We start from the raw sequence: 11,878 nt of genomic DNA on the forward strand, positions 1-11,878 counted from the left end.
ATATCGCGAGGATCACCCGGCCGAAGCCGTGCAGCGACGGCGCCGCTGCCTGACGCTGTGCCAGCACGGTGTCCACCAGTGGGGCGGGTGGCTCGACCGGTGCCCGGCGTTCGATGCGCGGCGGCTGCGAGACCAGCCACCAGGCCCCGGCCGCGCCTGCCGCCAGCACCAGCACAGCCAGCAGGGCGCCCAGGGTAAAGCGCCCCCGTTGACGGCGACCGGCGCGACCGGGAGAAGACAGGGAGAGCAGAGGTAAGGCTGGCATCGTGGGCTCGCGGCGAAGGGTGGGCCCATGCAGCATCTCGCAAGGCGATGCAGCCAATGGTCATGAAGTGTGCAAGCAACGTGCAAGCGAGCCCGCTGTTTAACGAATCAGCTCCTAGGAGCAGGTCTCGCCCAGCATCATCTCGGTCGTCAGCAGGCGTGAGTGGCTCGGCTCCAGGCCCAGGATCATGCGCGCCGCCAGGCGTCCTTTCTCGCTGCTCTCCTGGCGCACCGTGGTCAGCCGCGGCGCCCGGTACTGGCCTTCGGCGATACCGTCGAAGCCGATCAGACTCAGGTCATCGGGAATACGCAGGCCGCGTTGCTCGGCCAGGGTCAGGGCGGTCAGGGCGATACGGTCCGACATGCACAGCAGCAGGTCTGGACGCTCGGCGTCGGGCAGATCGAGAATCTCCTCGATCACCGGGGCGCATACCTCGAAGGTGTTCTCCTCCACGTTCCACATCGGGATCCGTTCGAGGTCGAAGTCGTGCTTTTCCAGGGCGGCATGAAAGCCGGCCAGCCGCGAGCGGGTAATGGTGAGTTCGGCCGAGAGCAGGGTGTGCTGCGGATCGATTCTTCCATTGCAGGGTTCCGCCGTGAGGCGCAGGTTGACGATGGCCGGTCGCTTGCGTGGGGCGACCGACAGCGCGTGGTCGGCGATCTCGAAGCAGGAAGGCTCGTTGTCGACGTGTATCGAAGGATGGCCCGCCACGTTGAAGTCGACCGCCACCAGCGCAGCGTGGAGGGGCAGCGAGTCGAACAGCTCGGCGGAGGGCATCAAGCCGTAAACGATGAAGCCGTCGGCCATGCTTGCCGAGTCGACCAACTGGCAATTGACCTGCCGTGCCGAGAGCAGCAGCAGGGTATGGCCCTGGCTGTCGAGTACCTCGGCCACGCCGGAGAGAAACTCGCTGGAGACGGCATCGTTGAGGCTGTAGGTAAGACTCTCGGCCAGAACCACCGCGATGATGCGCGAACGCCCGGTGCGCAGGCTGCGCGCCTTGGCGTCGGGACCACGATAGCCCAGCCGCTTGGCCTCGGCGAGAATGCGCTCGCGCAGGCTGGGCGAGAGCTGGTCGGGCCGGTTGAAGGCATTGGATATGGTGGCGGTGGAGACGCCGAGCTCGCGGGCCAGATCCTTGAGGGTGATACGGCGGGCCGGTGGCGACACGATTATTTCCCTGCTAATGAGTACGGCGCCCAGCATACCGCCCCGGCCGTGGCCGGGACAGTCCCGCCGTCTATTTTTGTAACGCTACCATGGTCTCAGGCCACGGCGCGTGCGGCCTTGACCGACAGCGCCCGACCTCCGGCGTCGAACAGGTGCACGTGCTCGGGGTCGGGAGCCAGCGTCACGCGCTGACCGACCCGCCACGTCGTGGGCGCTTCGCCGCGCTGGATCAGCAGGGTCTCGCCCTCCTTGGGCTCCAGGTAGACGTATACCTCGTTGCCCAGGTATTCGACGTTGACGATCTCGAAGCCCTCGCTGCCCTGGGCCTCACTCAGGCGCAGGTGCTCGGGGCGAATGCCCAGCGTCAGCTCCGCTCCCTGGGTATGGCCCGAGGCATCCTGGGGCAGTGCCAGCTCGGTCAGCCCGGTGGCGCCGACCCGGCAGCCGGTGGCATCGGCACCGAGCAGGCGCGCGGGCAGGAAGTTCATCGTCGGCGAGCCGATGAAGCCGGCCACGAACTTGGTCGCCGGGCGCTGATAGAGCTCCTGGGGGCTGCCCACCTGCTCCACGCGACCGCCATTGAGCACCACGATCTTGTCCGCCAGGGTCATCGCCTCGACCTGGTCATGGGTCACGTAGACCATGGTCGAGCCGAGCCGCTTGTGCAGGCGGGCGATCTCGTTGCGCATCTGTACCCGCAGCGAGGCGTCGAGGTTTGAGAGCGGCTCGTCGAACAGCAGGATGCGCGGCTCCCGGGCCATGGCGCGGCCCATGGCCACGCGCTGGCGCTGGCCGCCGGAAAGCGCCTTGGGCTTGCGCTCGAGCAGTTCCTCGAGCTGCAGGATGCGCGCCGTCGCCATCACCCGCTCGTGTACGGTCTCCTTGGCGGTCTTGGCCAGCTTGAGGCCGAAGGCCATGTTCTCGTACACGGTCATGTGCGGGTAGAGCGCGTAGGACTGGAACACCATGCCCACGCCGCGCTCTCGCGGCGGCAGCTCGTTGACCACCTGACTGCCGATGGAGAGCTCGCCGTCGCTGATCGACTCCAGCCCGGCGATCAGGCGCAGCAGGGTGGACTTGCCGCAGCCCGAGGGGCCGACGAAGACCACGAATTCGCCTTCACCGATCGCCAGGTCCACATCCTTGATGATGTGCGTGCTGCCGAAGACCTTGTTGATTTTGTCGAGGGTGACGCTTGCCATTCGATCCATCCTCGGCCGCTATACGGCCGTTGTTGTTCAAGACTTTACCACTTGTCTAAAAATCGGCGAGCGAAGGCCAGACCAGGCAAAAATCAGCGAAAAGACGGAGTTTACGTTTTGTAAATGAGTACTTTGAGCTGATTTTTAACGCAGTATGGCCAAGCGCAGCCATTTTTAGAGGCGGAAATAGGCCGCCTGATAGGGCGGCAGATGCAGCCTGCCGCCGCTCACCTCGTACTGGAAGCCGTGCTCTTGCAGCGCTTCGCGCACCTCGGGCAGCGTCGCGCTCTGGGGCTGACCGGTGAGGTTGAACACGCACAGCAGCCTGTCGCCACCGCGCTGGCGGGTGAAGGCGACCAGCGCTTCGCCCAGGTCGAGCAACGTCATTTCGCCGTCGAACAGGGCCGGGTGCTGGTGGCGGAAGCGCAGCAGGCGGCGGGTGGCGTTGAGCATCGACTCCGGATCGTCCTGCTGACGTGCCACCGACATGGCCAGGTGCGGCTCGGCCACCGGCAGCCACGGCTCCACGTGAGAGAAACCGGCCAGCGGGGTATCGTCCCAGGGCATCGGCGTACGGCAGCCGTCACGGCCCTTGAAGTCGGGCCACAGCGGCAGGCCGTAGGGATCCTGAATGCGCTCGAAGGGCACCTCGGCCTCGGGCAGGCCGAGCTCCTCGCCCTGGTAGAGGCAGACGCTGCCGCGCAGCGAGAAGAGCAGGGCCAGCGCCACGCGGGGGTAGGCGAAGGCGCACTCTTCGCTGCCCCAGCGGGTGGCGCTGCGCACTACGTCGTGGTTGGACAGCGCCCAGCACGGCCAGGCATCGCCGGCGAACTGCTGGAAGCGCTCGAGCACGCCGCGAATGTAGTCCGGCGAGCGCGGTGCGTTGAGCAGGTCGAAGGTGTAGGCCATGTGCAGCTTGTCGCCCCCCGAGGTGTACTCGGCCATGCGCTCCAGCGGCGTGTCGTCACCGATCTCGCCCACCGTGGTGGTGCCGGGGTACTCGTCCATCAGCGCTCGCAGCTCGCGCAGGAACTCGACGTTCTCGGGGCGGCTGATGTCGTAGATGTGGCGCTGCCAGGTATAGGGGTTCTCCTTGGGCGCGCCCAGCGTGCGGGTGGCGTCGATGGTCAGCGCCGGATTGCTGCGCAGGTGCTGGTCGTGGAAGTAGAAATTGACCGTGTCGAGGCGGAAGCCGTCGACCCCCAGCTCGAGCCAGAAGCGCATATTGTCGAGCTGGGCGGTGCGCACCTCGGGGTTGTGGAAGTTGAGGTCCGGCTGGCTCGACAGGAAGTTGTGCAGGTAGTACTGCTGGCGCCGACTGTCGAAGGTCCAGGCCGGACCGCCGAAGATCGACAGCCAGTTGTTGGGCGCGGTGCCGTCCGGGTTGGGATCGGCCCACACGTACCAGTCGGCGCGCGGGTTACCGCGGTTCCTGCGGCTCTCCTGGAACCAGGGGTGCTGGTCCGAGGTGTGGCTGATCACCTGATCGATGATCACCTTGAGGCCGAGTGCATGAGCGCGCTCCAGCAGGGCCTTGAAGTCTGCCAGGGTGCCGAACAGCGGATCGACGTCGCGATAATTGCTGATGTCGTAACCGAAGTCGCGCATCGGCGAGGTGAAGAAGGGCGAGAGCCAGATGCCGTCCACGCCCAGCGAGGCGACGTAGTCGAGCCGCTCGGTGACCCCCGGCAGGTCACCGACGCCGTCGCCGTTGCTGTCCATGAAGCTACGTGGGTAGATCTGGTAGATGACGCCGCCGCGCCACCAGAATGTGTTGTCTTGCATGAGTTTCCCTTGATCAAGCCTCGATGGCATGGTTGTTCGTCAGGTACGAGTTGCCGTGGACAATCCTGTTCGTGTCGGGTTCAGCCGCTCCGATTCATCCCTTTACCGCACCGGCCGTCAGCCCCGAGACGATGCGCCGCTGGAAGATGATCACCAGCACCACCAGCGGTACCGTGACCACTACCGAAGCGGCCATGATCGGCGCCCAGGGCAGCTCGTAGGCGCTGCCGCCGGAGAGCAGGGCGATCGCCACCGGCACCGTGCGCTGGCTGTCGGTCAGGGTGAAGGTCAGGGCGAACAGGAATTCGTTCCAGGCGGCAATGAAGGCGAGCAGCCCGGTGGTTGCCATGGCCGGCCACATCAATGGCAGGAACACCTTGGTGATGGTTACCCAGGGCGTGGCGCCGTCCATGATCGCGGCCTCCTCGAGCTCCAGGGGCAGCTGGCGCATGAAGGTGGTCAGCACCCACACGGTGAAGGGCAGGGTGAAGATGGTGTAGCTCAGGATCAGCCCGCCCGGGTTGTTGTAGAGGTTGAGCGCGCGGATCACCTCGAACAGCCCCGACAGCACCGCCACCTGGGGGAACATCGATACGCCGAGGATGATCAGCAACACCGAGGTGCGGCCGCGGAAGCGTACCCGCCCCAGGGCGTAGGAGGCAGTGATGCCCAGCAGCAGCGCGATGAACACCACGCTGGTGGCGACCATGATGGAGTTGAAGATCGCCTGCAGAAAGCTGCGCTGGGAGAAAATCTGCACGTAGTTGGCGAGCGTTGCCCGCGTCGGCCACAGCTCGACCCGGAACAGGTCGCCGGAAGGCGTGAAGGAGGTCTTGATGGCGTAGTAGAACGGGAATACAGCGATCACCACGATCAAGGTCACCAGCAGCCAGAAGCCGACACGCGCTGCGAGTTTGGAAAGCTGGCGCGAGGTCATCAGTCACCCCCCAGTTGCAGTTGCTTGCGGCCCAGATAGAGATAGGCGATGGTCGCCAGGGCGATGATCAGGAACAGCAGGGTGGAAGCGGCGCTGCCGTAGCCCACGTCCTGGAACTCCACCAGCTGTTGGCGGGCGTAGATCGACATCGACATGGTGCTGGTGGAGTTGGAGGTGAGCACGTAGATCACGTCGAACACGCGCAGTGCATCGAGCAGGCGGAAGATCACCGCTACCATCAGCGCCGGGGTGATCAGCGGCAGAGTGACGCGGAAGAACACCTTGACCGGGTGGATACCGTCGACCTCGGCGGCTTCGTAGCAGTCCTTGGGCAGCATCTGCAATGCCGCCAGCACCAGCAGGGCGACGAACGGCGTGGTCTTCCACACGTCGACCATGATCACCGCCCACATGGAGTAGTTGGCGTCGGCGGTCCAGGCGATGGGGCTAGCGATGATGCCGAGCGCCATCAGCAGGTGGTTGATGATGCCGAACTGGTCGTTGAGCATCCACGCCCACATCTGCGCCGAGACGATGGTAGGGATCGCCCAGGGGATCAGCACCGCGGCGCGCACCAGGGTGCGGCCCTTGAACTCGGCGTTGAGCACCAGGGCGACGATGACCCCGAACACCACCTCTAGCGACACCGAAACCACCGAGAAGTAGACGGTATTCCATACCGCCCGCCACCAGATGGGGTCGGCCAGCACGCCGAACCAGCGGCCGTCGTCGTAGACCAGGTAATTCTCCAGCCCGATGAACAGGGTATCGCTCATGTCCGACAGCGAAGCGTCGGTGAAGCTGAAGTAGAAAGTGCGCAGCAGCGGCCAGCCGGCCACCATGGCCAGGGTCACCAGCATCGGCGCCAGGAAGAACCAGGCGGCGCGCACTCGCTGCCGCCTCACCTTGGTACTGCGATAGCTTGCCGGCAGGGGGCGCGCCGGTATCGGCGCGCTTTCGGTCACGGGAGTCGACATGGCGGGCTCCTGAAGGGGGTTACCAGTTGCGGCGCTTGAGACGGGCCAGCTCGTGATCCAGGTCGCTCATCGCCTGCTCGCCGCTACGGCTGCCGGAGAGCACGTCGTGAGTGGCGCTGAAGAAGGCGTTGCTGACGCGACCATAGGCATCGCCGGTGGGCGCCGAAGGCCGTGCTACGGCGTTGACGAAGGTCTCGTAGAGTTCGCCGAAGAAGGGCACCGCTTCGAGTACTTCGTCATCCTGGTAGAGCGCTTCGAGGGTCGGGTTGTAGGCCCCCTCGATGGCGCGCCGCTTCTGCTCCTCTTCGCCGGCCAGGAATGCCACCAGCTCGGCAGCAAGCTCGGGGTTCTCGCTGTAGCGCGATACCGCCAGGTTCCAGCCGCCCAGGGTGGCGGCGGTGCTGCCGTCGCCGCTATAGGGCAGTTGGGTCACGCCCACCTTGCCGCGCACCTCGCTGCCCTCGCTCTGGGCCAGCGCCCAGGCATAGGGCCAGTTGCGCATGAACACGGCATTGCCGCCCTGGAACACGCCGCGGGCCTCTTCCTCGGTGTAGTTGAGGACGCCGTTGGGCGAGATGTCGCCGATCCAGGAAGCGGCAAGGTCCAATGCCGCGGCGGCCTGCGGGTTGTTGATGGTGATCTCGCCCTCGCCATCGACGATGGTGCCGCCACCGTGACTGGCCACCCACTCCAGGGCGTTACAGGTCAGCCCCTCGTAGGCGCGGCCCTGGAAGACGTAGCCGTGCATACGGCTGTTGCCTGCCTCGCGCTCGCCGTTCTGTATCTCGCGGGCGATTTCGGTCAGCTCTTCCCAGGTTTCCGGCGCCTCGAAGCCGTACTGCTCGAGCAGGTCGGCACGGTAGTAGAGCACGCCGGCATCGGTGAACCAGGGCATCGCCACCAGGCGGTCGTCGATGGTGTTGTTCTCGACGATGGCGGAGAAGTGTCCTTCGCCGGCGTTCTCGCCCAGCACTTCACGCAGGTCGAGCAGGTGGTTGGCCAGCAGGCCCGGCCATACGACGTCGATCTGCATGATGTCGATGTCGGTGGAGTTGGCGGAGAGAATCTGCTGGTAGAGCGACAGGCGTTCGGTGGAGGAGTTGGGCGTCGAGACCACGTCGACGCTGTAGCCGGTCTTCTCTTCCCATGCCCGCACACCCTGTTGGCAGAGCTGCAGCTCGGCACCCACGGCACCGCAGGAGATGGTCAGGTCGGCGGCCTGGGCGTGGCTGAGGCTGGCGGCTCCGGCAACGACGAGGGTGGAAAGCAACGTCTTCTTGTACATGCTGGTATCCTTGTCGGCTTGTTGTTATCAATGGCGGCTGAGGAGTCTTAAACGATTAAGATCGTTCGCCGCTCAGTTAGCCGTGTCTGCCTGGAGAGTTCAACCTAGACTTTCGGCTAACAGTGGGCTTGGCGCTTGCCGTTGCTTCCTGAGCATAGCTCCCGCTTCTTACAGCGACAGGAAGAACAGGATCAGTGGCGGCGACAGCAGCGAGAGGATGAAACCGCTGACCACGGCGATGGGCACGCAGGCCACGCCGCCGTGCTGCTGGATCACCGGCAGGGTGAAATCCATGGAGGTAGCGCCGCCGTAACCGATGGCCAGTGGCGCGTAGCGCTTGATGAACAGCGGGATCAGGATGAAGGCCAGCAGCTCGCGACTGAGGTCGTTGAAGAAAGCCACCCCGCCGAACACGGGGCCGAGCTGATCGCCGACCAGTATCGCCGAGAGCGAATACCAGCCGAAGCCCGATGCCAGCGCCAGGCCCTCGTTCCAGCTCAGCGACAGCAGGGGAGCGGCGAGCAAGCCGCCGATGAGGGAGCTCACGGCCAGGGTCATGGCAATGGCCAGCCCGTGGCGGTTGAGCAGGATCTGCCGCAGTGGCATGCCGGAGTTGCGCAACTGACAGCCGATCAGTGCCAGCAGCACGTAGAGCACCCATTCGGCCATCAGCTCGGCATGCTGGAAGATGGCATCGCCGCCCAGCCAGGCAAGCGCCAGGCCGATCAGCACGCCGCCTGCCACCACCGCCACCAGGGCCAGGGAACCGACCAGTGCGGCCAGTTTAGTGGTGGGCGCATCGGCCACCACCGGAGACGGCCCCATGCGCAGGGCCAGACGATGTGACAGCCACCCCAGCGCCAGCAGGTTGCAGGCGGTGATCACCGTGAACAGCGTCAGTGCCTGCCCGCCCATACGTGACAGCTCGCGGCCCAGCTCATCGAGCCCCGCCAGGCTGATGCCCATCAGCAGCAGAATGACGTAGACCGAGGCGCTGACGCCGCGATTGATGACGGCCAGGACGTCGGGACTTCGCACCGGCACCAGATAGCCCAGCACCAGCGGCAACAGCACGATCAATAGCCCCGACAGCATGACGACTTCCTTCAGCCCGGCCGCTCAGGGCGGCGAAAACCGCCAACTCTACCAGGCTTTTGCGCCCGGCGCCGGGTCTCGTGCTCAGTCTGTCCTGAGTGAGGTCAGGGTGAGCCGGCTGCGGCGCTCGCCGTCGCGCTGGTAATCCACCGCCAGCAGCAAGCCGGGATACTCGGGGTGGAAGTGGAACACCATCCTGCGCTCCGGTGTGTCCGGCTCGCTGACCTCGACCTTGAGCGCCTGGAACTCGCCAGCGGGCAGCTTCACTACATCGGTGCCCAGCAGGCGGTAGTCGAGGGTCTCCTCGCGGCCGCGGTGATCCTGGTAGACCAGGCGGCATCTATCGCTCTCGCAGCCGCCGTTCAGGGCGCGCCGCGAGAGTTCGATCAGGGCGGCCTGGCGGTCCGGCAGCTCGGCCAGTTCGCTGCTGCCCAGGCGATAGTTCCCGCCCACGCCGAACAGCGAGTAGCCGCTGGCGTAGTTCACCGAATGCACGCCCTCGGGCGTGACGATGAAACGGCTGCGTTCGTTGCCCCGGGCCACGGCGATGGCGGCCTGCATGCGGCTCTGCCAGTGGCCGCTCTCTCGGGTCAGTTGGTGTTCGATGGTGGCGTTGGGCCAGCCCCTCACCTCCAGACGATAGCTGGCGCTGAACGGCTGCAGCTGGGCGTCGGGCTGGGGTGCGGCCGCCACGGCCTTGACCGGAAGCCAGGCCAGCAGCAGAACGGAAAGAGTCAGGCGAGCCAGGGCTCGTGAGGATCGATTCATGGCAAGACCGCATGGCTGTTGGGCGACAGTAGCTGTGAACCTCGCCAGCCCGCTGGGTTCCGTGATGCACGGTTATTCCACGGTTTCGTCCATGATGTCGAAGTTCTCTGAGGTGGCCAACGCAAACTCAAGCCGCCATGGCAAGCCGAGACGAGAGGGCGGCGCAGCTATTGAACGCAGGTGTGACGCTCGTCAATGAATCGAGCGAGTCGACGCGAGCGAGGCTCAAGATTCCCGCTGCCCGGCCGAAGAAGACTTCGCGCGCCGACAGGCAGCGCCACGATGGCCGACGGATATCACAACTACAACGGCACGCTACGCCAGCCACGTCACGACTTCCGATATCTTCGAGCTTGGCAGGGTTCCAACAGATGAAAAACCTCCTTCACCGCACTCCAGTTTCCCGCAAGTTCATGCTTGTGCTGGCGCTGCCCCTTTGCATCATCGTCTGGCTGGCCGCGAGCGGCATCATGGACAGACACCATATGGCCAACAACATGCAGCAGGTCGATCGCATCACCGAATTGTCGGTGCAGCTCGGTGGCCTGATACATGAGCTGCAGGTGGAACGTGGTTTGTCGGTCGGTTTCATCGGCAGCCGCGGTGAGGCCTTCGGCGAGCGACTGGCCGCCCAGCGCAGCCGGGTAGACGATCAGCTGGCTGACTATCACAGAGCTTGGGATGGGATAGGCACCAGCGGCGATAGCGAAATCGACTTGCGGCGTGAGGAGATCAATGCGCTGCTGGCCGAACTGAGCACCACCCGTCAGGCGGTCGACACCTTGCGCATGCGTGATCTGGATGCGCTGGACTACTACACCGAGATTAATTCACGGCTGGCCGAAAACGTGGGGCGGCTGAGTTCGCTGAGTAATGCCGGAGAGCTCTCCCGTGCCTTGGGTGCCTATTACTCCCTGCTCGAGATCAAGGAGACGGCGGGTATAGAGCGGGCGCTGCTGGCCAGCGCTTTCGCCGCCAACCGCATGTCGCAGGATGTCTATTTCCGCTTTCTCCGCCTGCTCGGCGAAGAGGAGGCGTTCGAGGAGAGCTTCCTCATCCAGGCCGACGCCGAGATGTGGGCTCGGTATCGTGCCGCCACCGGCGAGCATGAGGCCAATGGTGAACTGACCATGATGCGCCAGATCGCCATGCGTCAAGGCATCGACGGCGGCTATGGCATTCGCGCGGAACGCTGGTTTGACGCCCAGACCGGCAAGCTGGAGCGGCTGCGCGCAGTGGAGCTGGCGCTGGCCGACTATGTACAGGTCCGTGCCCATGGCCTGGCAAGCGAGGCTCGCATTGGGCTATGGACGTTCGCCGGTCTGGCCATGGCGGCCATTCTGGTCTCCGTCGTGCTTTCCATCCTGCTGGTGCGCAGCATGGTCGTGCCGCTGCGCCGGGCGCTAGCCCAGATCGAGTCGCGCGGCGGCGATCTGACCCAGCGGCTGGCAGTGCCCGGCAGCGATGAGTTGTCGCGGCTCTATGCCGCCTTCAATCACTCCACGGACAGCATGGAAGCCCTGGTGGCTTCGATTCAGCAGGGCGCCCGCGGGGTGGGCTCGGCCAGCGGCGAGATCGCCCAGGGCAACGAGGATCTGGCCAGCCGTACCGAGGAGCAGTCCGCCTCGCTGGTGGAAACCGCCACCAGCATGGAGCAGATGACTTCCACCGTGCGTCAGTCGGCCGACAACGCGCGCCAGGCCAGCAGTATGACGGAGCAGGCGGTAAGCCAGGCCGAACAGGCCAGCCGGGTGGCCGAGGAGGCGCGCCAGGCCATGCAGCAGATCTCCGAGGCCAACCGCCAGATTACCGCCATCGTCGCGGCCATTGACGGCATCGCCTTTCAGACCAACCTGCTGGCGCTCAATGCCTCGGTGGAAGCCGCCCGCGCCGGTGAGCACGGGCGCGGCTTCGCCGTGGTGGCCGGCGAGGTACGCAAGCTGGCCAGTCGCAGCGCCGAGGAGGCAGAACGCATTCGTCAGTTGGTCGACAACACCACCCAACGGGTGGAGGCGGGCAACGGCCTGGTGGGTCGCACCTCCGAGGCGTTGGCCGCCATCTCCCGAGACGTGCGCCAGGTCTCCGACCTGGTGGCGGAGATTTCCTCGGCCGGCGGCGAGCAGTCGGCGGGTATCGAACAGATCAACCAGGCCGTGGCCCAGCTCGAGGCTACCACCCAGCAGAACGCGGCGCTGGTCGAGCAGGTCGCCACCGCGAGCCGTTCACTGGACGATCAGGCCGGAGAGATGGCCAGGCTGATCGCCCGTTTCCGTGTCAGCGAGCATCTCGAACAGCTTGAGCAGGGCGGAAACGATGCCCGCGCAAGGCTCGAACACCATTCCATGGAAAGCCGGCTGCTGCCGGTTTGAACCAAACAACCAGAACGGGCCAATG

The 11,878-nt window shown here is 65.3% G+C and carries 9 protein-coding genes and 1 pseudogene; 1 reads left to right on the top strand and 9 read right to left on the bottom strand.

All coding sequences use genetic code 11. The features are described 5' to 3' along the window. The 9 genes and pseudogenes from B8115_RS07015 to B8115_RS07055 form a co-directional block, all read right to left on the bottom strand. A pseudogene (locus B8115_RS07015) lies at nt 1–265 on the bottom strand (hypothetical protein); the annotation flags it as partial. 114 nt (nt 266–379) lie between these two features. After that, a complete protein-coding gene (locus B8115_RS07020) occupies nt 380–1,435 on the bottom strand; it encodes a substrate-binding domain-containing protein (RefSeq protein ID WP_010627065.1) in 1,056 nt (351 codons plus the stop codon). Nucleotides 1,436–1,530: 95 nt separating this feature from the next. Continuing rightward, nucleotides 1,531–2,637, bottom strand: coding sequence for an ABC transporter ATP-binding protein (locus tag B8115_RS07025; RefSeq protein WP_010627066.1), 1,107 nt, complete (start codon nt 2,635–2,637; stop codon nt 1,531–1,533). 174 nt (nt 2,638–2,811) lie between these two features. Continuing rightward, complete coding sequence (locus tag B8115_RS07030; RefSeq protein ID WP_010627067.1) at nt 2,812–4,422, bottom strand: alpha-glucosidase family protein; 1,611 nt, start codon at nt 4,420–4,422, stop codon at nt 2,812–2,814. Nucleotides 4,423–4,516: 94 nt separating this feature from the next. Next, a complete protein-coding gene (locus B8115_RS07035) occupies nt 4,517–5,359 on the bottom strand; it encodes a carbohydrate ABC transporter permease (protein WP_010627068.1) in 843 nt (280 codons plus the stop codon). Further along, nucleotides 5,359–6,336, bottom strand: a complete 978-nt coding sequence (locus tag B8115_RS07040; RefSeq protein WP_026037951.1) for a carbohydrate ABC transporter permease — start codon at nt 6,334–6,336, stop codon at nt 5,359–5,361. Before B8115_RS07040 ends, B8115_RS07035 begins: the two co-directional genes overlap by 1 nt. 19 nt (nt 6,337–6,355) lie before the next feature. Then, the gene (locus tag B8115_RS07045) at nt 6,356–7,621 is read right to left on the bottom strand and encodes an ABC transporter substrate-binding protein (RefSeq protein WP_010627070.1); all 1,266 of its coding nucleotides are present in this window, start codon (nt 7,619–7,621) and stop codon (nt 6,356–6,358) included. Nucleotides 7,622–7,789: 168 nt separating this feature from the next. After that, entirely contained in the window at nt 7,790–8,716 is a 927-nt protein-coding gene (locus B8115_RS07050; RefSeq protein ID WP_010627071.1) for a lysine exporter LysO family protein, read from the bottom strand. 84 nt (nt 8,717–8,800) lie between these two features. Beyond that, on the bottom strand, nt 8,801–9,484 hold the full coding sequence (locus B8115_RS07055) for a hypothetical protein (RefSeq protein WP_010627072.1): 684 nt from the start codon (nt 9,482–9,484) through the stop codon (nt 8,801–8,803). Nucleotides 9,485–9,954: 470 nt separating this feature from the next. Here B8115_RS07055 and B8115_RS07060 point away from each other — a divergent pair, with 470 nt between their 5' ends. Next, the gene (locus B8115_RS07060) at nt 9,955–11,853 is read left to right on the top strand and encodes a methyl-accepting chemotaxis protein (protein WP_238539201.1); all 1,899 of its coding nucleotides are present in this window, start codon (nt 9,955–9,957) and stop codon (nt 11,851–11,853) included. Nucleotides 11,854–11,878 lie beyond the last annotated feature (25 nt).

The sequence above is a fragment of the Halomonas sp. KM-1 genome (assembly GCF_000246875.1).
GTDB lineage: Bacteria > Pseudomonadota > Gammaproteobacteria > Pseudomonadales > Halomonadaceae > Halomonas > Halomonas aerodenitrificans.

Bases quoted from the DNA above. Each gene is read 5' to 3' on its own strand.
- B8115_RS07025 (WP_010627066.1), bottom strand. From the start codon at position 2,637: ATGGCAAGCGTCACCCTCGACAAAATCAACAAGGTCTTCGGCAGCACG.
- B8115_RS07030 (WP_010627067.1), bottom strand. From the start codon at position 4,422: ATGCAAGACAACACATTCTGGTGGCGCGGCGGCGTCATCTACCAGATC.
- B8115_RS07035 (WP_010627068.1), bottom strand. From the start codon at position 5,359: ATGACCTCGCGCCAGCTTTCCAAACTCGCAGCGCGTGTCGGCTTCTGG.
- B8115_RS07040 (WP_026037951.1), bottom strand. From the start codon at position 6,336: ATGTCGACTCCCGTGACCGAAAGCGCGCCGATACCGGCGCGCCCCCTG.
- B8115_RS07045 (WP_010627070.1), bottom strand. From the start codon at position 7,621: ATGTACAAGAAGACGTTGCTTTCCACCCTCGTCGTTGCCGGAGCCGCC.
- B8115_RS07050 (WP_010627071.1), bottom strand. From the start codon at position 8,716: ATGCTGTCGGGGCTATTGATCGTGCTGTTGCCGCTGGTGCTGGGCTAT.
- B8115_RS07055 (WP_010627072.1), bottom strand. From the start codon at position 9,484: ATGAATCGATCCTCACGAGCCCTGGCTCGCCTGACTCTTTCCGTTCTG.
- B8115_RS07060 (WP_238539201.1), top strand. From the start codon at position 9,955: ATGGACAGACACCATATGGCCAACAACATGCAGCAGGTCGATCGCATC.